Source organism: Natrinema zhouii (assembly GCF_013456555.2).
Taxonomy (GTDB): domain Archaea; phylum Halobacteriota; class Halobacteria; order Halobacteriales; family Natrialbaceae; genus Natrinema; species Natrinema zhouii.
In genome coordinates this window covers 50,794-72,384 of sequence record NZ_CP084883.1, presented here as the reverse complement: position 1 = coordinate 72,384, position 21,591 = coordinate 50,794, and the positions used below count along the sequence as shown (strand labels likewise).

General features: G+C 63.3%; 24 protein-coding genes and 1 pseudogene. 16 read left to right on the top strand and 9 right to left on the bottom strand.

All coding sequences use genetic code 11. From position 1 onward, the window contains the following. Positions 1-626 precede the first annotated feature (626 nt). Positions 627-938, top strand: a complete 312-nt coding sequence (locus HYG81_RS45895; RefSeq protein ID WP_425607571.1) for a DUF7511 domain-containing protein — start codon at positions 627-629, stop codon at positions 936-938. 327 nt (positions 939-1,265) lie between these two features. Here the strand turns inward: HYG81_RS45895 and HYG81_RS40585 are convergent, their stop codons facing one another. After that, positions 1,266-2,138 carry an NmrA/HSCARG family protein gene (locus tag HYG81_RS40585; RefSeq protein ID WP_226778241.1) on the bottom strand — a complete coding sequence of 291 codons (873 nt, stop codon included), beginning with the start codon at positions 2,136-2,138 and terminating at the stop codon, positions 1,266-1,268. Between the two features lie 254 nt (positions 2,139-2,392). Beyond that, positions 2,393-2,920, bottom strand: a complete 528-nt coding sequence (locus HYG81_RS40580; RefSeq protein ID WP_226778240.1) for a cupin domain-containing protein — start codon at positions 2,918-2,920, stop codon at positions 2,393-2,395. A gap of 159 nt (positions 2,921-3,079) precedes the next feature. Between HYG81_RS40580 and HYG81_RS40575 the strand changes: the two genes are divergently transcribed. From HYG81_RS40575 to HYG81_RS40555, 5 genes are all read left to right on the top strand, one after another. Beyond that, entirely contained in the window at positions 3,080-3,706 is a 627-nt protein-coding gene (locus HYG81_RS40575) for a helix-turn-helix domain-containing protein (RefSeq protein WP_226778239.1), read from the top strand. 721 nt (positions 3,707-4,427) lie between these two features. Continuing rightward, on the top strand, positions 4,428-4,748 hold the full coding sequence (locus HYG81_RS40570; protein ID WP_226778238.1) for a PadR family transcriptional regulator: 321 nt from the start codon (positions 4,428-4,430) through the stop codon (positions 4,746-4,748). 224 nt (positions 4,749-4,972) lie between these two features. Next, positions 4,973-5,197 carry a hypothetical protein gene (locus HYG81_RS40565; protein WP_226778237.1) on the top strand — a complete coding sequence of 75 codons (225 nt, stop codon included), beginning with the start codon at positions 4,973-4,975 and terminating at the stop codon, positions 5,195-5,197. Between the two features lie 19 nt (positions 5,198-5,216). Further along, on the top strand, positions 5,217-5,375 hold the full coding sequence (locus HYG81_RS40560; protein WP_226778236.1) for a hypothetical protein: 159 nt from the start codon (positions 5,217-5,219) through the stop codon (positions 5,373-5,375). A gap of 133 nt (positions 5,376-5,508) precedes the next feature. Then, entirely contained in the window at positions 5,509-5,943 is a 435-nt protein-coding gene (locus HYG81_RS40555) for a hypothetical protein (RefSeq protein WP_226778235.1), read from the top strand. A 394-nt stretch (positions 5,944-6,337) separates the two neighbouring features. On the opposite strand, the gene HYG81_RS40550 is transcribed toward HYG81_RS40555, so the two are convergent. Further along, positions 6,338-6,514 (bottom strand): hypothetical protein, encoded by a 177-nt coding sequence (locus HYG81_RS40550; RefSeq protein WP_226778234.1) that lies wholly within the window; start codon positions 6,512-6,514, stop codon positions 6,338-6,340. Positions 6,515-6,568: 54 nt separating this feature from the next. Next, a pseudogene (locus HYG81_RS40545) lies at positions 6,569-7,231 on the bottom strand (nuclease/transposase family protein); the annotation flags it as partial. Here HYG81_RS40545 and HYG81_RS45495 point away from each other — a divergent pair. The 3 genes from HYG81_RS45495 (at position 7,200) to HYG81_RS40535 (ending at position 8,889) form a co-directional block, all read left to right on the top strand. Beyond that, positions 7,200-7,325, top strand: a complete 126-nt coding sequence (locus HYG81_RS45495) for a hypothetical protein (protein ID WP_255647797.1) — start codon at positions 7,200-7,202, stop codon at positions 7,323-7,325. The pseudogene HYG81_RS40545 and the gene HYG81_RS45495 sit on opposite strands and share 32 nt — an antisense overlap. 190 nt (positions 7,326-7,515) lie before the next feature. Beyond that, positions 7,516-7,656 carry a DUF2080 family transposase-associated protein gene (locus tag HYG81_RS40540; RefSeq protein WP_226778233.1) on the top strand — a complete coding sequence of 47 codons (141 nt, stop codon included), beginning with the start codon at positions 7,516-7,518 and terminating at the stop codon, positions 7,654-7,656. A gap of 9 nt (positions 7,657-7,665) precedes the next feature. After that, entirely contained in the window at positions 7,666-8,889 is a 1,224-nt protein-coding gene (locus tag HYG81_RS40535; RefSeq protein WP_226778232.1) for an RNA-guided endonuclease InsQ/TnpB family protein, read from the top strand. Between the two features lie 11 nt (positions 8,890-8,900). Here the strand turns inward: HYG81_RS40535 and HYG81_RS40530 are convergent, their stop codons facing one another. Next, entirely contained in the window at positions 8,901-10,076 is a 1,176-nt protein-coding gene (locus HYG81_RS40530; RefSeq protein ID WP_226778231.1) for a beta propeller repeat protein, read from the bottom strand. Between the two features lie 241 nt (positions 10,077-10,317). On the opposite strand from HYG81_RS40530, the gene HYG81_RS40525 reads away from it, so the two are divergent. Beyond that, positions 10,318-10,614, top strand: a complete 297-nt coding sequence (locus HYG81_RS40525; protein WP_226778230.1) for a hypothetical protein — start codon at positions 10,318-10,320, stop codon at positions 10,612-10,614. A 307-nt stretch (positions 10,615-10,921) separates the two neighbouring features. Here the strand turns inward: HYG81_RS40525 and HYG81_RS40520 are convergent, their stop codons facing one another. From HYG81_RS40520 to HYG81_RS40505, 4 genes are read right to left on the bottom strand one after another with little or no spacing between them, the layout of a single operon-like run. Beyond that, entirely contained in the window at positions 10,922-11,893 is a 972-nt protein-coding gene (locus HYG81_RS40520; protein WP_226778229.1) for a WD40/YVTN/BNR-like repeat-containing protein, read from the bottom strand. Then, positions 11,890-13,365, bottom strand: a complete 1,476-nt coding sequence (locus HYG81_RS40515; protein WP_226778228.1) for a cbb3-type cytochrome c oxidase subunit I — start codon at positions 13,363-13,365, stop codon at positions 11,890-11,892. The genes HYG81_RS40520 and HYG81_RS40515 overlap by 4 nt, the downstream gene beginning before the upstream one ends. Positions 13,366-13,392: 27 nt before the next feature. After that, positions 13,393-14,460 carry a TIGR00341 family protein gene (locus HYG81_RS40510; RefSeq protein ID WP_226778227.1) on the bottom strand — a complete coding sequence of 356 codons (1,068 nt, stop codon included), beginning with the start codon at positions 14,458-14,460 and terminating at the stop codon, positions 13,393-13,395. Then, positions 14,457-15,023 (bottom strand): single stranded DNA-binding domain-containing protein, encoded by a 567-nt coding sequence (locus tag HYG81_RS40505; RefSeq protein ID WP_226778226.1) that lies wholly within the window; start codon positions 15,021-15,023, stop codon positions 14,457-14,459. Before HYG81_RS40505 ends, HYG81_RS40510 begins: the two co-directional genes overlap by 4 nt. 208 nt (positions 15,024-15,231) lie before the next feature. Between HYG81_RS40505 and HYG81_RS40500 the strand changes: the two genes are divergently transcribed. The 6 genes from HYG81_RS40500 to HYG81_RS40475 all read left to right on the top strand — a co-directional run bounded on the left by HYG81_RS40500 (position 15,232) and on the right by HYG81_RS40475 (position 21,552). After that, positions 15,232-15,675: a hypothetical protein gene (locus HYG81_RS40500; protein ID WP_226778225.1), complete on the top strand. Its 444-nt coding sequence runs from the start codon at positions 15,232-15,234 to the stop codon at positions 15,673-15,675. Between the two features lie 160 nt (positions 15,676-15,835). Beyond that, entirely contained in the window at positions 15,836-17,488 is a 1,653-nt protein-coding gene (locus tag HYG81_RS40495) for a permease (RefSeq protein ID WP_226778224.1), read from the top strand. Between the two features lie 123 nt (positions 17,489-17,611). Further along, positions 17,612-18,994: a transporter gene (locus tag HYG81_RS40490; protein WP_226778223.1), complete on the top strand. Its 1,383-nt coding sequence runs from the start codon at positions 17,612-17,614 to the stop codon at positions 18,992-18,994. Next, entirely contained in the window at positions 18,991-20,547 is a 1,557-nt protein-coding gene (locus HYG81_RS40485; protein ID WP_226778222.1) for a cytochrome c oxidase subunit I, read from the top strand. The genes HYG81_RS40490 and HYG81_RS40485 overlap by 4 nt, the downstream gene beginning before the upstream one ends. Positions 20,548-20,750: 203 nt before the next feature. Further along, positions 20,751-21,077 carry a hypothetical protein gene (locus tag HYG81_RS40480; protein ID WP_226778221.1) on the top strand — a complete coding sequence of 109 codons (327 nt, stop codon included), beginning with the start codon at positions 20,751-20,753 and terminating at the stop codon, positions 21,075-21,077. A gap of 85 nt (positions 21,078-21,162) precedes the next feature. Continuing rightward, the gene (locus HYG81_RS40475) at positions 21,163-21,552 is read left to right on the top strand and encodes a helix-turn-helix transcriptional regulator (protein ID WP_226778220.1); all 390 of its coding nucleotides are present in this window, start codon (positions 21,163-21,165) and stop codon (positions 21,550-21,552) included. Positions 21,553-21,591: the final 39 nt, after the last annotated feature.

Genomic DNA, 21,591 nt, shown 5'->3' with positions numbered 1-21,591 from the left:
CGTCGGGTTTGCTCGCGTCGCTCGCTCACCGCTCCTCCAAAAATCTACGCTAAAAAGGCCGCTCGCTCCCGTCGGTCGCTCGCGGGTGCATCGCTCGCAGCCCGACCGCAGCGGTAACGCCTCCGCCTATACTGACCGTGAGTTTCACATCAAACTCTGAATAAAGAAACCGTACTAAATCAAAGCCGCCAGCTTGAGGCTAGCGTCGGACCCCTACTCGAAAGGTGGTGTGTCAATGGGTAGGGGTGAAACAGAGATCGATTGTCGGAACGATATGACAGTGGAACGACCCCTGTTGGTGACGGGGTGGCTGCAGTGTCACGGAACTGGGATGGGAACGGAAATCCCCCCTCCCCGTCAGATAGACAATGAGGCTATCACTGAATAAATATAGAGATGATAAAACGGTTAGATTGACAGGGAGAGGCCTTTTCGAAAGCGGTAGTGTGGTCCTCGCCCACTCCATCGTATAGTTCATTCCGAGTCTGGCGTGGCTATCTTGCTCTTGGAACAGCGGTCTCGAGGGTGATCCACTTCATTATAGTAACTGCCAACTGCTGCGCTAGTTCTCCTAATTAGGCCCGATCTCTCTCGAGAGCAGCCTGCTTAGTCCACTGTGGGTGTGACTGAAAGGGGGCGACGGTTCTCGAGGTGCGAGACAACACAAGCACAAAGCCGAACGTAGTGAGGCGAGGCACACAGCAAGTCGCAATCCTCGAGAGCCGTGGGCATCCTCTCTCGAGCAGTCCTCGGCAATCACCACAGAGCGGCCTCGAGTCATCAACCCCACGCCGGATACGCTCGAGCACACGGTCGTCGAGCACGACGATCGCCCGGATGAACTCGGCGTCTACCCGCGCAAGGTCGAAAACGGATCGTTCAAACGGTGGATGGTCGCTGAAGACGGATCATTCGTGGATCTGGCCAACGTGCGGTAACGGCCGGCATCACCTGTTTCAACTTACTGTCCTTGCCTTCTTCTGTCCTAAAAGGGCAGAGACGGTGATCTGGCGCTTATCCGGCGTGTTCAGTAAGTTCCAGGTATGGCGAAACTATATCGCGGTCGACTGCTAGTTCTATGAGTTCCGTTTCCGCCTCATAGTCGACGAGACCGACATTACAGAGATGGGGCAAGTGCTTCACAACCTCGGAGGATGAGTTTGATGCGTGGCTTACTTACAATGTTGTCAGGGATACAGTAGCGGACGAAACCGACGCGCTCTATAGGAGGATACGATGAGACCTCCTAGCAGAGTATCGCCGTTCTACCGGGCAGTCTCGCTCGTCCACCCGTTCTCGGCGAGATACGTCTCGAAGTCAGTGAGATCGAGACCAGCGTCGCGCCGAAGCCCCGCGATGTCGGCCTCGTAGCCGTGTTCGTTGATCCACTCGAACATCAGCGCCTGATCCTCGCCCATCCGTTCCCGTGCCTGCTCGATCGGGACGTGTCGTGCCTCAACCCGACGACCGAGAGCGACGGAGAAAGCCTCGGCCACTGCTGCGAGCGTTCGCTTGTCGCCGGCTAGCTCGATCGCCTCGCCGATATACCGATCCGGGTTCGCGAGCGTAATGGCCGCAAACGCCCCGATATCGTCGACGTCGACCATCTGGACTGGATTCCCTTCCGCAAGCGGGAACGCGACGGTGCCATCGTGAATCATCTCGCGCTGCATCTCGAAGTTCTGCATGAAGAACACCGGTCGAACAACCGTCGCCGGGAGGTCGAGTTCGCGGATGCGCTGCTCGACCGCCCACTTCGATTCGAAATGAGGCACACCCGTCTCTCGTTCGGCCCCACCGACAGAACTGAACACGAAGTGTTCGACGCCGACATCAGCAGCGACTTCGGCGACGGTCGTTCCCTGTTCGACTTCACTGTTGTACCCCTCGGCGAAGTGCGTCATGCTGTACACCGCGTCGACCGCGTCCATGGCGTCCCGATAGCTGTCCCCATTCTTCGAGTCGCCGGCGACGATCGTCGCACCGCGGTTCGCAAGCGATTGTGCGGCCTCTCCGTCAGGGCTACGTGTCAGTGCGTGGACGTCGAACTCGCCGTGTTCGCCGGACAGCAGGTGATCGACCACTGCGCCGCCCTGCTTACCCGTCGCGCCGACGACGAGTACGCTACGCGAGCTCATCGGCTACCCCACCCGCCGGTTGTCGGTCTTTTCGGCCCGTCCGCCCATTGGTCGTGCTGCTCTCGCTGATCTCGTTCCATTGCATTCATAGATACGAGCGACCAACCGATGGGGGTTATCGTAAACATGTTCAGGGTAGTGTAACCCGTCAAAGGACTGGTCGACACGGTCAATCGGTGGTGAGGTGATGACCTCGTCTCGACACCCGCGTTCGTTCGTCCCGTTCACGACCAACGGGGGAAAACAGCGCTCCGTCACTCCGTGTCCGCCAGCAGCTCCGTGTCGTACTGCGGCGCGAGTGCTTTGATTTTCTCTAGCTGTGCTCGCTCATCCTCCTCACTTTGATTGGCGACCGTCGTTGGCCCGTCAACTGGGACGCCGACGGCGCGGAAGAACTTGTCCTGACCGGCCGGTTCACAGGTGCACAGCATCTGTGACGGTTGGCCCGTCGCATTCGTGAACTGGTGCGGTGCATTCGCTGGAACGTGAATCGTCTGACCCGCCTTCGCAGTGATGGATTCACTGCGGAACGTCACTTCGATCTCGCCTTCGAGGACCACGAACGTTTCTTCGAAATCGTGGCGATGTGGACCGGGTCCGCCACCCGGCGGAACGTGCATGTAGATGAGACACATCTTCCCAGCGGTGTCTTCGCCCGACAGGAGGACAGTATACGTATCGCCAACGAGGAACAGGTGCGGGGCGTCTGGATCGTTCGGATCCACAAGGGTGGCATCGCGGTTCGAGTCGTCGACAGGGAGCGTGGTTGAATTTTCAGTCATTGTCATGTTCTCTCTCTGGGTTTTCATCACTCGGCTCGGATCCTCACTCGCCGATTGATTCGAGCCCGTTACACTTGCTGAGACGACGCGACCGACGGTAACCGTGACCGTAAACATGTATAGCATCGCTGCCGTACGGGGAGCATCGGGAGGAGACGAATGCCCAGAGCACAGTTTACATTCGAGGTCCCCGGGGAACTTGGCGCGCTCTCGACAGCCCGCCCAGAGACTGAGTTTCGAATCGTCTCTAATTTCCCGACGGAAAACGGACTGATCGTGATCCTCGACATCGGAGCACCGAAGCGTTCGATCACACAGGCGCTTGACGAGGAGGAGCTACTGCCCCAATACGAAGTCCTGCACGCTGACGATCAGCGAACGGTCATCCAGTACGAGATATCGTATGTTCCCGCGCCACACCGCGCAATCCTCAAGTCGGGGAATCTCATTCAGTTCCCACTTCCGATCCGGGGAGGATGGGCCAGCGCTGATCTGACGACCTCACAGGAGCGCTTGTCTCAACTCGGAGACGCGTTCGATGCCGCTGAAGTCGCGTACGACCTCTCCGCCATCCAGCAATCAACTGACGAGACCGCACTGCTGACCGATCGCCAGCTGGAGTTTATTGTCGAGGCGGTTGAGCGCGGGTACTATGAGAGTCCGCGCCAGTGTACGCTCACAGAACTCGCCGAATCGTTCGGCGTGAGCAAGGGCGCTGCGAGCGGAATCCTCCACCGCGCCGAACGACGGATCATCAAGCGCTTCCTCGGTAAGCCGCCGATCTGAGTCCCGTGGATCCGGTCGATGCCGCACAAACCAGAACGTCCTGCTCCATCTCTTTGGAATCTATCTTCGGATTCTGATTACATATGTTCGGAATATTCGCTCAGTGAGTGTGAGCGCGTACGTGCCTCAAACCTCAATCAGCGAGAGCATTTGGTGAGGTCCAGACGTCCCAAAGGCCGTCATGATTAGGTCTGCAAGATTATCTTCGAATGTATCTGTTGTATCAGTAGGGGAGGGAGGGGTCATGGTCAAGTCCGGAATTGCTGCCCCAATTCCTATACAGTGCAGGGCTGGCATGGAGATAATGTTGTCTCTTACTTTTGTCCCTATCACTTACTGGCAACTCATCAGAGTCGACGGTGTATAACTCGTCGTGGACGGCACGTCATTCGTGGATCTAGCCGACGCGCGATAGCCGTCCCTCGTTCCTAGGGCTCGTTGTCGCCCTTCTTCGCCCCGACGCGCTGATTCTTTACGAGTAACGCCTGTAGTGTGGCGCTCTCCTCCGGTGTGAGTCCTTGGTCGGCCATACGCTCTGTCCGACGACTGATTCGATAGGTGTTCGACCAGCGATGGCATGATCACGGACCTCTTGTCTTAATGAAAGAATAGCTGACTTACCATTCTAGTAGAGCAGCGAATCCACCTGTTGAGGGTACGTTTATACTGTATCACCAAGTAATTTGAAATATAATTATGATTACACGATGCCACGAAAACGGTGACAGAACTGACCGGATTCCAACGTGACCTGCTGTATGAAATCGCTGCTGCAGAACCCGCGAAAGGCGTGACAATCAAGGATAAGATTGAGGACTACTACAGGTTCGAAGTCAACCACGGCCGGCTGTATCCAAATCTCGACACGTTGGTCAACGCTGGCCTCGTCGAGAAAGGCCAGCGCGACCGACGAACCAACGAATCACTCACGACGAGCGGCGAGGCACTACTTGAGCAGCGCCGAGAGTGGGAAGCTGGGAAGCTCGAGCAGGCGCTGGCGAATGAAGCCGACCAAGTGCGAGACTGTGATTCCAATGAGTGAAACCAAACAACCCGAAGACTTCGAACACGTTGACCGTCAGGCTGACCGCGACATGCACGACGCCGAGTCGTGCTATACAATCGCCGTCTTTGGGGACGGCAAACAGTTCATCGCCACGCAAGCTGACGCGACACTCGAGGCCCACGGATTCGCCCCAGCGGAAGCGATCGCCAACTACGCGCTGGCCGTCGACGCGAAGAACAACAGCGAACAGGTGGTCGCCGATGAGTATCCACATCGACACCGAACTCGAGCACATGACCGGCGCGACCGACGACGGCGTAGCCGGCGAGTTCACCGCCGACGAGACGTTCGACTTTCACGGCGAGCAGGTCGCCTGTGAGACGACCGTGGTGCTACTCGAAGATGGCGGCGTGCATATCACACAGGCGACGGACCAAGGGACGTTGACAGTCTCACACTGTCCGAGCGGGTGGCGGATGAGTTAGTTCGGGAACGTGAGTCGGAATGAGTGACGACCCGAACCCGGCCCACGAACTCGTTGCAGAGGCCTACGACCTCATGGAACAGACACTCAAGCAAGACGAAATTACGCAGGCTGATAGTGAGGCGTGCAAGGCCGCGCTACTCGAGGCGATCGAGCACCCGATTCGGATATCTGGGTGACGATGGTTGCCGAAGGCCCGAATCAACTCGAGCATCAACGCTACCCAGACGGCGAATACCAGTGGGACCCTAGAATTTTGAATCGGGAGTGTCTCAAGGAAATCACCGAACACGAAATCCAGGTGACGGTCTTGTGACCGATCTCGAGCAAGCCAGCAGCGAGTGCCCGATTTGCGACGACCCGATCGTAGTCGACCACTCGAGCGCCCCGCTCGTCTCGCGAGACTACGTCCATGCGATCGCCGACGCCGTCGAGCACGCAAACGCCCACCGTCGAACAGTGCTTGCGAGGACTACGACATACGATACGTCGTCTCGGAGGGCTACTATCCAGACGATAGTGACGAACCTGCTGAACGACTTTTGCACCCCTTTTGTTGAATACACTCGATGTGGGAGGCCCCATATGGAAGACCAATCTAAAACCGGAATTGACCACCCAGAGCAACTCTGTGAAGCGATAGCCGGGATTATCGACGAACTTGAGAATAAGGAGATAATTGAGGAAGACCGAGCATCTGAATTACGCTCACAAGTCTACCGCTCGGTCGAAACCCCTGAGGAATAGCCCGGACAGATAATACACCTCAAAGTCGAAGCCCTGAGCCCGGCGTAAGCGTCTGGCAACAACTGACGCCGAGCGGGATGATCGAAGCGTCGCGCGTGCCTCGCACGCGACAGTCGGGCCTATCACGACCTGGGATAAGTACTCTCTGGCCTGATGGATGTCACTCGCAGCTCGGTATCTCGAAAACCGCCCACCGGTAGATGACCGGGGATCGGCGGGCGCGTCGCGTACTGGGGGATGACGCGACAGATGAATTCAGGGATGCGATCCTGTTGAGTCCAACGCCAACAGATATTGGTGGGTGGGCCTGTCACCACAATGGCTTTGATCTGCTAGTTGAAAGACAGCGCTGGCCGTCGCGTCTGCCGGTTGCTCGGAGGTTGCTTACTGGCCGTCAGATAATGCAGATGCTGCGCCACGCTGTGTCCATGCTCGGGCTGCTTTCCTCGCCTACTCGCGTACACCCCATCTCGATCGATCCCGTCTCGATGAATCGGCCGGCAGCGACGCTTCGTAGCGCGATGACGATCGGAATGGCGATGCCGATACCGGTCCCGTTCGTCAGAATCATAAACGAAAACGTCTCGATATCGGGGATCGATCAGGGAATCGTCCACGAAACGATCGTGTCGCGCTGTTGCATCTCACCACGTCGCTTCTCGAACTCGCGGCACCAGTGGTCGTAGTCGTCACCTTGCCAGAAGCGCCCGGTTGAGGAGACGGCGAGTGAGTTGACGCCGAGATCGATACCGAGGACCGTTTGGTCGGGGTGCCCGGTATCTGCCGAAACCTCTGTGTCGTCGTCCCCAGAACGCGGAGCGTTCTGGTGTGCGAACGAGACGCGTTGCGTCTCGTCAACGCCATCCGACTCGCACCGCCGCGTCGAGATGTTGAGGTAGAATTCGTCGGTTGCCGCGTCGTATCGGAGCGTACTCTCGCGGAACTCGTAGCCCTCGGAGAGAACATACCGCTCGTAGGGGGTCGGGCTGTCTGCCGGGAGAACGAACGGACATTCGACCCGACCCTCAACGGTTGCCAGCGACGCTTTGCGTTGGTAGAAGATTGCGCTCCGCATGTCGTAGTCCATCGTTTCGGCGGTGAACGTCGGATAAGAGACGCGCTGTCCCTTCTTCCACCGTTCGACAACGCCTTTGACGGCTTCGACGGCTCGACGAATCGCGGCTTGGACGAGTTGTGCCTGTAACTCCGTTTTCTCTCGAAGTTCGGAGTAGAGCGTGTCCCGTACTTGCCGTTTATTGGTCTTCGTCACACGTCTCGAGCGGTTCAAATCGCAACTCGCCGACGACGAGTCGAATCTGTTCGTGCCGTTCGTTGCCTATCGCTACGCGATCGAGCGCTTCAACTGGTACACGCTCGAGTGAGTCGAGCGGGAGGCTGAGCCGGCCGTGACGGTTTTACCTGAATTGGGGCGCTAAGGCCCCTTCCTCAACGAGCGACTGAAGGGAGCGAGTAGGGAGGGGATACAGCGCCGCACAGTTCTCAAACACGTTCAACGCTCGGTCCACAGGCCCACCGCTACCTTTATGTTGAAACATAGTGTAAACACAGGTAATGGATAGGCACGAAATAGAAGGCCACGAAGTCATTGACGGGACAGTCAAAGCCACCGGCAACGGCGCTCATGTTCTCGTCCCGAAGGACTGGCGTGGCGCGGACGTGAAAGTCGTCCGAACCACCGAACCCGACGAGTAGCACCACTCGATGAACTACAACTACAGGTATCGACTCCACCCGTCCAACGTGCTCGAAGAGCAGTTAGCGTGGACTGTCGATACCTGTAGGCAGGTCTACAACCACTTTCTCCACCGACTCAACCGGAGCGACGACACCTCGGCGTACTCCGAGCAGAAAATCCTGCCGAGTCTCAAGAAGTGGTGGAACGATCTGAAAGACGTTCACTCGAAGGTTCTTCAGAAAGTCGTTCAACGTCTGTACGACAACCTTTCGACGCTTCGCGGGTGCAAAGAGAACGGCCACTGCGTGGGGGTGCTCAAGTGGAAGGCACCGGGCGAGTACCGAAGTTTCACCTACAGTCAATCCGGCTTCAAGCTCAAGAACACGAGCGATCGGACGCGACTGTGGCTCTCGAAACTCGGTGAGATACCTATCACATTCCACCGCGACCTTCCCGACGACGCCGACATTAAGACCGTCACGGTCAAGCAGGAACCCACCGGCAAGTGGTACGCTATCCTCGGCGTCGAGACGCCCGACGACCCGCCGGAGACGCCAGAAAATCCCGAGAAGTGCGTTGGCATCGACGTGGGAATTCTCAAGTACGCTCACGACACGGACGGAACCGCCGTCGAATCGCTCGACCTGTCCGGCGAACGTGAGCGACTGGAACGCGCCCAACGCAACCTCTCGCGGAAACAGCACGGGTCTGCTAATTGGGAGAAACAACGTCTCATCGTGGCCGAACGCCACGCCGACTTGAAGAACAAGCGTCGTGACTTCCTCCACAAGCTCTCAGCGTACTACGCTCGGAAGTACGACCTCGTAGCAGTCGAAGACCTCGACGCGAATGGGTTGGTCGAGCTACCGGGCAACTCGCGGAACCGAGCGGGGGCGGCGTGGGGAACGTTCCTGCGGATGCTCGAATACAAGTGCGAACGCGAGGGGACGCACTTCGTCGACGTGAACCCGCGAGGGACGACGAAAGAGTGTGCCTCCTGCGGCGTTTCGACCGAAAAACCGCTGTGGGTCCGCGAACACTCGTGTCCGGCGTGTGGGTTTGAAGCGGATAGAGATGCGAACGCGGCGTGGAACATCCTTTCTCGCGGTATCACAAAGCGATTAGGAGCGGGACGCTCCGAATCAACGCCTGTGGAGACTGTGCTCCCTGTGTCCTCCGTTGTGGATGCAAAGCGCGTCGTGGAAACAGGAAGCCCCGCCCTCAAGCGCGAGCCGTCAGGCGAGCGCTAGGGTGGGGTAGTTCACTGCTCCGGCGGCGCGACCCACTCACCCTCGACGTAGTGGTCGACGGATAGCGGTTCGGCGGTGGGCACGATCGCTGAGCGGGTCGCCGTTTCGAGCGCCGTCGAATTTGTACTGTTATCGTCACCGGTGTCAGTGCTGTTGCCGTCGCCGGTGTCGGTGCTGATTCCATCGGTGGTATCAGTGTCTCCAACCCGACGCTCGAGGATCGTGCCGCCGTCACCGACCGCGACGTCGTACGACGACCCTTTTACGACGCCATCCAGTTTCGATTCGATCCCGGTTTCGTACTGCTGCCACTGACCCGCCGACTGGCGCTCGAGAATCATCCCGCCGTCGCCGGCCGCGAGTCCGTCGGCCCCGCCGCGGTCGATCGCGCGGATGGCGCGTCGCTCGTCGTCGACGACGTGGGGCGTCCACCGGAAGCCGTCGTACCGGTAGACGATCCCGGAGCCGGCGGCAACGTTCACGTCCCGCGCGCCCTGACTCGCGATGTCGAAGAACGCGCCGCCCGCGAAGTCGATGCCGATCTGGTCCCACGTCCCGCCGCCGTCGACTGTTTCCCCGACGAACTGGCTCGTGGTGCAGACGTGGCCCGCCTCTCGCGCGTGGAAGTCGATACCGGGGATTGTCGACCCGCCGCCGGGTTTGATCACCTCTTGGTACTGCATTGCGCCGCTGTCCTGTCGAACGCCGACGAGGAGTTCGCCGGAGCCGTTGACGAAGTACACGCGCTCGTTCTCGCCGGCGGTTCCCCGCACGGCGCAGTCCTCCCAGGTGCTCGTCTTTCCCTTCGGCGCGGAGTAGTTCGTCAGTGTTCGCGTCTCGACGTCGTACTCGCCGATGACGCCGCTCCCGCCGACGAACCAGACCGCTTTGCCGTCGTCCGTCGCGTCGATCCCGGTCAGCCGCCGACTCCGGGCTTGCGGCCCGTACGCGACGACCGTTCGCCAGCCGTCCTCGTGTCGGGCGAGAACGTTGCCGTCAGCACCGGCGGCGAACGGCCCTGAAGCGGTGTCGACGGCGTCGTTTAGCGCCTTCCCGGTCGGTGATTCGACCTGTTGCCACCCGGTTTCGTTCGACTGTGCGGTCGCCGCCGAGCCGAGCGTGAGAACGCCGGCAGCGGTCGTTGCGGTCGCGAGCCGAAGCACATCGCGTCTTGTTTGTTCGGACATGAATCGCGATCCGGGGTAGCGCTCGAGCGCCTATAACTCCATTCGATATTCTATATAGTTACAACAAACACGAGCGCAAATCGACATAGCTGCGGATGAAAACTCGGTTTTAACTCCAGATATTTATTCCAACGGCGCCGAAATAGGTCGACCGCTGCCACAACTTTGGCGGCTGACCCGAAATCAGTACGGTCGAACCGCCTACGACGCACTCACACAAATGGGAATCACGGTGACGGTGATGATCGAGTACGTTGCGACGCTCGAGGGAGCCGCCTTCGGCACCAAGAGCCCGGCGCGCCACCGCGCTCGTCGCGCTCGACAACAGCCCTTCCCGACGGCTGCTCGAGCGCCACGGCTTCGAACCCCGCCGGCGTCGGCGCTACGTCAGAGTAGGACCGTTCTCGCATCGAGCGACGCGGACGGTGTGCGACACTCTTCGAACGGAGGAAGCTGCTCGAGCGTCATTCCTTCCGGCTCGAAGGGACTGCTGATCGCTATCGAGGAGTACGTCGCCGACAGTAATTATATAGAATAGTTCTAAGTAAATAGTTCTCAGAGAAGGTTTATACCTGCCCCTGCTAACACACCACACAATCGAATGACTGGTGAACTGTGAGAGGCGATCCGAGTGCTCTGTTGAATAGGGGTACGGCGTCGGGGTAGGTGTGCTATAGTCATCAACGAGAGGTCGACGGACAACATCTCAGAAATCGCTCTTCTTTCTTGCCACTAAGCCAGATACGTACGCTATCCACAGCTGCTAAACGAACCGTGCTACGCTACAGTTTCCCTCTTTGATGGGGTGCAGAAAAGCTATTCAACAGGGCACTATCTACCACCACTCAGTACCGTCGTTCGAACACCGTTCCCGACTCGCCGACGACCAGTTGCGGCGATCGGACGGTGCCGAGCGCGACCGAACGCAGTTCGTTGCCCGGATGGAGTCGGGCGAGTTCGGTCCAGCCGTCGAAGCTGCGCTCGTAGATCACTCCCGCCGACGAGACAGCCAGCGCGGTGTCGCGATTCCGTGCGAGCGTCACGATTGGTTGCTCGCCCAGCGTCGTTCGCGACCAGTCGACGCCGTTGTACGTGTAGACGATGCCGTTGCCGCCGGCGACCGAGACGTGGCCGCTATCCGTCGCCGCGACCGCTGCAAAGTCGACTCCCGCCCCCTCGAGCCCGATGTGGCTCCACGAGACGCCGCCGTCTCGAGACTCGAAGACACCGCCGTCGGTGTCGACGACGTAGCCGTACGCCAGCGGCGTGAGGTCGATATCGGTGACGCTCGAGCCGCTGCCGGGCTCGCTCACGTCGCCCCACACGATTTCCGTGCCGTCGCGCCGACCCCGAAGGAGTTCCCCGGAGCTGTTGATGGCCGTGAGCCGTTCGTCGCCGGCAAGCCCGGCGGCCGCGATCGCCGTCCAGGAGGTCGTCTTTTCCTTCGGGGCCGAGTAATCCACGACCCGGTCAGCGACGACGTCGTACAGTCCGAGTGCACCGCTATCGCCGGCGACCCACAGTGCCTGCCCGTTACTCGTGACCGCCGCGGAGCGAAGGCCGTCGCCCGCATCCGAGAGCCCGCGCTCGAGGCGAACGGTCCAGTCGCTGCCATCGCGGGCGAGAACGACTCCGTCCTCGCCGACGGCGTAGGCTCCCGTTGCAGTCTGCACCACATCATATAGGGCCGCGTCAGTGGGGACGTCAGCGGCGATCCACTCGCTGTCGGTGTCGACACAGCCCGCGAGTGACAGCGATCCGGCCGCCGTCCCGACTGCTGCGAGGACGGCGCGCCGGGAGCAGCGACGCCCGGTCACTGGCCGTCCTCGCTCGCGGACTCGGCGTCGCTCGCGGACTCAGCCTCACTTCCGAACTCGGCGTCGGTCGGCTCCGTGACACCCGCCGAATCCGCCGGACGGACGGCACCGCGAGCCTCGTAGGAGCGGTGGAACTCACCGGGCGGCGTGAACGCACCCGGTGCGGAGGTCCGCTTGAGGATCGCCGAAATTCGAACGACGTACGCGAACAGGACCGCGAGCGGGCTGAACGCGACCGCGAGCACGGCGCTCACGAGCACGAGCAGCCATCCCTCGAAGGCGACCGGCGGGTAGCCGCTCGCGTAGATCATGATGACCAGCGTCGAGAGCAAGATCGCGGCGGTGCCGCTGTAGGTGATCAACCGCGACAGCCGCGCGAGTTCCCGCTGGAGGTAGATCGTCGTGAAGTACTGCCGCGTTGCGTCCGCGGTGACGAACAGCTCTCGGAGCTCCGAGAGCAGCGACGACGCTCGAGCGGACAGCTCCTCGTCGAATCTGTGCTCGAGCCGCCGCGCTTCGTTCGCTGCGCCGGCGTAGTCGTGATCGATCGTCGGCAAGACGACGGCGAACACCGACTCGGTCCCGCCGGTGAGTCGCGAGGAGAGATGGCTCGTGTGCTCGCGCGTTCGCAGGGCGAAGCGACAGATCGACTCGAGGGCGGAGATCGGGGTATCGTCGACGGCGTCGGCCACTCGGCTGCGCTCGCTGCTATCGTCCGAGCGGCCCTCGCCCGCGCTCGAGGCGTCGTCGCACACGGTCGCGAGTTCGTCGGCGCGACTGCCGAGCGTGCCGGCCAATCGGGCCAGGAACGGGGCCGGATTGGTAGGGCTGACGCCGTTGCCCTCGGTCTGTGCCTCGACGCGACTGCGGAACGCTTGGACGCCGTCAATCCGATCCGTGAGCCGATCCGGCGTGCCGAACAGGCGCGAAATGATCAGCTGGTTGACCGCGACGACGATCGGGATGAACGAGAACAGCCCTGCGATCATCGTACTGAACATCGTCGTGACGAACCGGCTCTCTCGGACGCCGATAACGTCGCTGACGCCGAGGAGCAACGCGATGGCGAAGATCCCTGCGACGAACCAGCCGACGATCACCAGCCGGTCGCCCTCGAGCAGGAGCCAGCGCTGGGCCCGCCGGCGCGAGGGCGTGTCGGTGAGATACTGCGCGCCGATCCGGCCGATAGCCCGGAGGAGTCGGACGCCGGCCGTCAGCGCGGCGACCGTCAATCGAAGCGCGTAGCTGACGAGGGAGAGGCCGAGCGACGCTTCGTCGCCGTCGTCACGGTCGTTGCTGTCAGTTCGATCGCCGGCACCGGCCCGCTCGGCTGGTTCCGGCTCGGCGTCAGTGTGGCTATGAGTGTCGGTACTGGGATCCGCAACGGTTGCTGACCCGTCGTCGATGTTGGCAGTCTCGGCGCGTGCCTGATCGCCGTCGTCGGACGCGGATCGTGCAGGATCATCAGTCATTGGAGGGCAAGGTGGTGTCGGGACGGCTCAGAGACCGTTGGAGAGAGCCTCGAGGAGTCGAATCGCGACCAGCAGTAACGCCGTCAGCAGGAGGATGCGTCGGAGGATGGCTCCTCTGGTGGTCCTGATTCGGGAGCGATCGGAGGGGTGAAAGCCGACGGTCCAGAGGGTCGCGATCGCACCGACGTTGATCGCGATGACGTTGACCGCGACGACGACGAGCGAGCCGAGGACGGCTGCAGGCTCGCCCCAGGCAACGCCGACGCCGACGACGCCGATGGGGGGCATGATCGCGGCCGCAATCATCACGCCGATGAGGTCCGTGATGCCGGTTGTCGCCATTCCGAGTCCCGCAGCGATACCCGAACAGACCGCGACGGTCACGAGCAACGATGGCGGCAATCCGTGACTGCCGAGCCCCAGGCTCGCCTGGAGGTCGACCGCGGCCGCGACGACCCGTGAGGTCCGTGCGAACGCCGCGAACGCGAGCGCGCTCGTCATGGCGACGCCGATGCCGACGAGCTGGAGCTTGACGCCGCGGACGAACAGCCGGCGCTCGTCGAGGACGGTCGCGGCGCTCGAGGCCATCGCCGGCCCCAGCAGGGGAGCGATCACCATCGCACCGACAAGCACCGCCAGCGAATCCAGCAGGACGCCGGTAGTGGCGACGATACCGCTGATCGCCGTCATCGCGGTGAAGATGACGAGCGAGGGGAGCTGCGACTGGGCTTTCGAACGCAGTTCGCTCCGGGAGATGCGCTCGAACGAGAGCCACTCGCGTCGCCCGTCGGGCGGCGAGCCCTCCCAGTCGTTTCCGACGATCGCCATCGGTTCTTCGACGACCACGGCGACGTCGCCGTCGACCGACGCGAGATCGTCCTCCACCGGTTCGACCGCGTGCGCCGGCGCTGGGACCGTGATCGTCCGGCTCTCGCCGTCGGTGTGGTCGGTGAGGCTGTACTCGAGGTCGTGGCGTTCGATCACGGCCGTGACCTCGTCGGTACTCGACTGCGAAGCGGTAAGCACCGTCAGTAGGCGCATGTTCGACGTTTCCGTGGCTCGAGCGGACCCGCGATACCCGTCGCGATCGGTCACAGTAGCTCGAGTGCATCGGTGTCAGGGGTTGGATCATCGGGAAAGGTTCGGGCGAACAGCGAGCGGACGGTTTCCCGAATGGTGTCGAGTCGGTCCTCACGGGTGCCACGACAGGAGCCGCCACAACGGCCGAGTAGCCCGTCAACCCCTGGCACATAGGTCAACCGACCGTGACACTCCGGACACCGCGGTTCGGCGTGGGCCGCCATCCAGTTCACGTCGAACCCGTCGCGAGCGAGCCGTTCGCCCAGCGCGTACCAGACGATGACGTCGTACTCCTGGCGGCCCGTTGCCGTCCGTTTGAGCCGGGCCAGCGCCAGCGCGCCGCGACAGTAGAGTTTGTCGTTCGGCTCGTCGTGCCGGCGGTGACACCGCCGGAAGTGGGTCGCGAGGGCACGCCTCGAGGACCGCCGGTTCCCCGTTGTGAGCGGGGCCTCAAGGGAGGCGCTCGGAGCGAGGTCGTCGGATTGTGGGACCCGCTCCGGACGGCCGCGTTCATCGTAGTGAACATCTCGCGAGAGAGATGCACCGCTGGTCGGACAGAATGCGTGTTCACCGATCATTTGTTTTCTGGCGATCGAACCGTCAGTGCGGTCCGACCGTGCACCCCGGCTAGCGCTGCCAGTGGTATAAACTGACACAATACTGAAACCGTCTACAATAAAGATACGGACTCATCGGCCGCTCTAGATGTATGTTTCGATTATTTTGTTCGATAATATTATGGATCTATATAGCTTATCAGGGGTGCGCTCATACGGCGGATGCGTCATGTCACGTGGTGATTTCGCAGCCGTCGATCCGACCGATCGTGCACCGTGGTACTGGTACGTCCTGATCGGCTATCCCGTCTTGAGTCTGCTCGGGATCGTCTCGCTCGCCCGCCTCACTGGCGGCGGCTCGGTGCTGACGACGGGACTCGGGAGCATCGCCCTCTTGATCGTCGTCACCGCCGCGGGCGCGGTGACGCTGCCGGCGATCTGGCGCGACGTCGAATTCGTCGCGGCGGAGAGCGATTCGTGGACGCCCGACCGGCAGCTCTACGTCGGAGCGGCGGTCGCCGCACCGCTGGTTCTGGGTACGCTCGCCGGACTGGTCGCCGGATTCGGCTTCGCGATCGCGATCGCGATAGTCGCGTTTCTGGTCTCGACAGTGTCGGTCTGTCTCGCCTATCTTTACAACCGCCACCGCGAGATCGGGCTGTTGGCCCGCTAAGGCCGTTCCCGCGAGCGGGAACGGCCTCTCGAGTCGGTTCTCTCGGCAGGTCAGCCTCGGATAGTCGGTCCGGATTCGCTCCGGACTCTGTCCCTGCTGTCGGTCTATATTCTCTAGGTTTCGTCCATTTTTATACGCATCAAACCATTGGTTATGACTGTTGGTTGGCCCGGACGACGCGCCCTCGGCGCGGATGACCTCCTGGCTCGACAGCACAGCCGCCACTGTCCGATCGGCGTCCCCGCTCGGACACCGCGCTCGATTCCTGCCGCTGCTCGACGATCACGGCGATATCCATCCATCCATGCTCTCAGCGATACACCCCATCACCGACGCGTCCGGCCTCGCGCTCACGCCGGGAGGACCGCTCGCCTGGCTACTCCCGCCGGCGATCGACCACGGAACGCTCCGGCCGGGACTGCTTGCTGCGGTTCGGCCGGCCGAACCGGCGATCACCGCCTCCAACAGCGGTGGGCTCGCCCTCGCAACCCGTCTCGCGGGGATTCTCGGCGCGTTCCTGCTGGCGCTCGGCGAGGCGGCGATAATCGCGTTTCGGATGGCCTGGGATACCTGGTGGGCGCTCGTCCTCGGCTTCACCATCACCGGTGCCGTCCAGGAGTTCATCTCCGAGGACCGACTCACCGACTACCTCGGCGACGACGGCTGGCGAGAAATCGGCTACGGCACCCTCTTCGGTGCCTCCTCCTCGAGTTGCTCGTTCTCGGCGGTGGCGATGACCCGAACGCTGTTCACCAGGGGCGCGTCGGCCCCGGCCAGTCTGGGCGCGTTCCAGTTCGCGAGCACGGATCTCGTCCTCGAGCTCGCGCTCGTCGTCACGGTGCTGTTGGGCTGGCAGTTCGCCGCCGCGGAGATCGTCGGCGGACTGGTCGCCGTCGTCGTGGTCGGGATCGTCTACCGGCGATTCGTTCCCGAGGCTTGGATCGAACGAGCGCGAGCCAACGCACGGGCGCTCGAGGAGACCGAGTGTGCGACCTGCGGGATGGCCGCGGATCCGGCCGACGAGGAGACGCTCGAAGAAGAGTTCGACGGCGAACGGCGGTACTTCTGCTGTGGTGGCTGCCGCAGCGCCTACGACCCCGAAACCGAGCGGGAGGCGGTCACCGCCGGTCCGGAACTCCTCGCGGCCGACCGCTGGCGGTCGGCGACCGCGAACGCGGTCAAAGAGTGGGACATGCTCTGGCGAGACATCGTGTTCGGCTTCGTCATCGCCGGGCTGCTGGCCGTGTTCGTCCCCACCGCGTGGTGGACCGCGCTCTTCGGCGTCGGTGCCGAGGGGAGTCTCGCGCGGGCGGTCTCGAACGCCGTTCTCGGTGCCGTCGTCGGGGTGTTGACGTTCCTCTGTTCCGTCGGTAACGTCCCCTTCGCGGTCGTCCTCTGGGGGAACGGCGTCTCCTTCGGCGGCGTCCTCGCGTTCATTTTCGCGGACCTGCTGATCCTCCCGCTGGTCCGCACCTACCGCCGGTACTACGGTACCCGCATGGCCGCCGTGATCTCCGGCGCGTTCTTCCTCGCGGCGGTCACCGCCGGCGTCGTCGTCGAGTTCGTCTTCGGCGGCCTCGGGCTCGTTCCGCCGCCCGGCACGGCCGGCGGGACGATCTCGGGAACGTTCACGGCCGTCTTCAACGTCGTCGCCGTCCCGGTCCTCGCGATCCAGGTCTACGTCGCCCTCGAGTCCCACCAGCGAGCCCGGATCGGTAATCGGCTCGCTCCCCACGTCGCCGGGATCCTCATTCGCTCCGAGCAGTTCCTCGAGCGGATCGCCTACGCGCTCGAGGACCGCGGCCTGAAGTAGAATCGGCCGATCCGGACCCCGCGTTCGCGAGTGTCATCGTCTCGTTACCGTCTTCCGAACATCCCGCAGCCACTCGAGCCGTCAGGCCAGCCCCGGCCACCCGATTCCACCGACTCAGTACCCATGACACCACCATCGAACGACAGCACCGAACGGAGCGATCCGGTTCGACTCGTCTGCCTCGTCGCCCTCGTGGCGAGCCACGGCCTGCTTCGGCTGGCCGAACGCTACCTCCCCGAGTTCCTGTCGGCGCTCGGTTACGGGCCGATCGTCGTCGGCGCGCTGGTGACCCTCGGCTTCGGCGTCGCCGCCACCGCGTCCGAGCACTCGAGCGGTGTAACGGGCGATGAATCGGCGACTCCACTCGAGACGACGGCGACCGCGGTACTGTCGACGGTCCTCGCCGCGGTCGGCCTCTTCGCCTGGGCGGGGTCGCCCGCGCTCGATACCCTCCTCGGCACCCCGCTATCGGCGCTCGGCTGGCTCGCCATCGGCGTCGTCCTCCTCCAGGCCTGGCACGTCGCCGGCCCCGCTCGAGGCCTGTGGCCGGTCGATACGCGCGTTGGGGCACCGCCCGCGAGCGAGACGGACGCCGACGACGCAGCTCTCGAGCCCGCCGAGTCTCCACGGAAAACGACAGTCCCCGACCGTCGAACCCGGATCGTCGTCGGTGCGCTCGGCGTGGGGGCCGCAGCGGTCTTCTCGACGGCAGCGGTCGCGAGCGCCGATGCGGTCGGAGCCGGATTCGCCCTGGTCGCAGCGGCCGGTGCCGCGGTCACGCTCGTCGGCGCGGTCGCGCTGGGAACCGTCCGCGAGCGACTGCCGCTCCTCGGCGGTCGACCGGTAACTGACGATCGAGACCGCGATCAGCAGGAGGCCGACTCGTCGCTTACGGTGGTTCGGCGTGCCGTTTCGCAACTGCCCGATCGCCGGCGCTGGGCCGTCATCGGCGACGCACTGGTCCGCGTAGCGATCGCCGGGATCGCGCCGTTTCTGATCCTGCTGGTCGTCGAGTACCGGGCGATCGCGCTCTCGATCGGCGGGCTCTCGCTCGCGCCGGCCGCCGTCTTCGGCCTGTTCGTCCTCGCAGAGGCCACCGGCGCGATCGTCGGTGCGGTCGCGTTCCCCGCGCTCGCCTCGCACGTCGATCGGCGAGCGCTCCTCGCCGGCGGTCTCACGGCCGTTTCTCTGCTCCCGATGGCGCTCGTGGCGGCACCGGCCAGCGCCGTCGTCGTCGCCGGCCTGTTCGGCCTACTGGGCTTGCGCACCGCGATCGCGCCGCTCCGGCCGACCGTCGGTGCGAGCGCGGCCGCCGCCCCCGTTCCCGGCTCTGGACTCCCCGGCGAGGTTCGGACGGCGGTTCGAGCCGCCGTCGTTCCCGCCCCGCTGGTCGGCGGCCTCCTGTACGCGATCGATCCCCTCGCGGCCTTTACCGCCGCGACGACGGTCGGTCTGATCGGCGTTCGCGAACTGGCCCGCGCCTTCACGTTCGACGGCTACCGATGACGCGAGCACCGACGCCGAAACGGGCCCTCGAGGGTGCTCGAGGCTTGCTTGCCGGGCTCTCGAGCGTCGACCACCGACGGCTCGGGCGCTGGCACCTCGCGTTCGCGCTCGCAATGGGACTGTGGGGCGGGCTCGACGCCCTCTTCCTCCGAACGGCGCTGGTGACGCCGGGCCCCGACCGCTGGACGGCCGAGACCTACAACGCCTTCTTCACGACCCACGGGCTGACGATGCTGTTCCTGTTCGTGCTGCCGGCGATCTGGGGGTTCGCGTACGCCGCCGTTCCCCGATTGATCGACGCCGACGACATCGCGTTCCCGCGGCTTGGCGTCTGGGCGTTCTGGCTGCAGGTCCCCGCGGCGCTCTCGATCCGAGCGGGCACCATCGGCGGAGTCCTCGGGCTGGCGGGGCTCGAGCCGGTCGCCAGCGGCTGGACGCTGTATCCGCCGCTGAGCGTCTTCTCGTCGAACCCGGCGGTCGACGCGGTCCTCGTCGGCCTCCTGCTGGTCGCGGTCGGTACCGCGGCGACGGCGAGCAATTTCGTCGTCACCGTTCGACGCCACCGCGGGATCCGGTGGCTCGACGTCGACACGTTCACCTGGACGGTACTGACGAGCGCGGCGATGTCGCTCGTCGCCTTCCCCGTGCTGGCCGTCACGGTCGCGTTGCTGCTCGCCGACCGCGCACTCGGCACCGCGTTCCTCCTCGGCGGTGGCGGGCCGCTGCTCTGGCAACACCTGTTCTGGTTCTTCGCCCATCCGCTGGTCTATATCCTGGTGTTGCCGCCGATGGGGATCGTCAGCCACGTCCTCCCGCGCTTCGCCGGGCGGCGGCTGTTCGGTCGCCGGTCGTCGGTCTACTCGACGCTCGCGATCGGCGTCGTCTCCTTTACCGTCTGGGCCCACCACATGTTCGTGACCGGCATGAGCCCGTCCGTTCGGACGGTCTTCATGTTCACCACGCTGGCCGTGGCCCTGCCGAGTTCCGCGAAGCTGTGTACCTGGCTCGTGACGCTGTGGGGCGGTTCGATTCGCCACACTGCGCCGATGATCGCGTCGATCGCCGCCGTCGGCTTCTTCGTCGTCGGCGGCGTCACCGGCGTCTTCCTCGCCGCCGTGCCGATCAACGTCCGCTACACCGGGACCTACTACGTCGTCGCACACTTCCACCTGCTGCTCGCCGGCTTCGTCGGACTCGCGCTCGTGGCCGGCGCATACTACTGGTTCCCCCTCCTGACCGGTCGCCGCCTCGAGCCCGGACTCGCCCGCTTGCACGCGTGGCTCACGATCGTCGGCGTTGCCGTCGCCTTCGGTGCGCTCTTGCTCGTCGGGCTCGCGCAGCTTCCCCGGCGTATCGCGACGTATCCGGCGGCGTACGCACCGCTCCAGCAGCTCGCGACCGTCGGCGCGTACGTCATCGCCGCCGGCCAACTCGTCTTTCTCCTGGTCCTCGGCAGCTCGCTGTGGATCGGTGATCCGGCCGATGGTGAGTCGGCCGACGACGATCCGTGGGACCTCGAAGACGGTCCCTCGCACATGCGCGAATGGCGGTAGAGTCCGGCGCGCGATTCGGTAGCGCTCGCCGACCGGGCTCACCGCCCGCGCAGTCGAGATCCGGGGTTCGACCGTCGAGCGGCCGTCTCGATAACTGACCCTCCGCAGTCGCATCGGCGATCGACCGTTCCCAGTCGTATCGACAGCCGACTACCGCAGTTTCGCGCGGTCCGACCACCGCCGTCGCTCTCCAGACCCAATCCATGACAACGACTGCCAGTACCGACGTCGCACTGATGCTCCTGCAACTGATCGCCCTGACGATCCCGCCGGTCGTCGTCCTGATCCGCCTGCTGAACCGCTCCCAGAACCTCACGTGGCAGTACCGGAAGCTGAGCTTCGGCCTCGTGGTCTCGAGCGTGTCGCTGTTGGTCGGGGCCGCGGTCGCCGTCATGGCGTACTTCGTCGCGAGCGTGCAGCTGCCCGCCACCGTCGTCGTCGGGCTGTTGCTCGTCATCATCGGCTTCTTCCCCCTCGGCGCGTTCCTCGTCGTGCTCTACCGCGAACACCGGAAGGAACACGGCCCCTGACGGCGCTCGCTACGCCCGGATCCGGCCGGCTGCGGGTTCGATCCCCGCGCGTAGTTTCGGCGGCCTCGCCGCCGATGACGAACCGATGTCCAATCACACCCCCACCGACACCGATGACAGTGATGAACCGAGTACCGACGACGGTTCGGATGCCGCGACAAACGACATTACGGATCCGCGTCCGCTGACGAACCTGACCGGCTTCAAGCGCGATCAGCTGTTCGTCATCCGGATGCTCGCGGACCGCAATCCGCACGGCCTCGTTATCAAGGACAAACTCGACTGCTACTACGACGAGGAGATCAACCAGGGCCGACTCTACCAGAACCTGGGTGAACTCGTCGAAGAAGGGTACGTCGAGAAACACCCCCTCGACGGCCGGACCAACGCCTACCGGCCGAGTACGCACGCCAACGAGCGTCTCGAGGAACACTACGAATGGGAGCGACGCTGCCTCTTTTGTGATCTCCCATGAACGGCAGCCGTCTGCGGTCGCCGGTGGCGTTCGCGGATG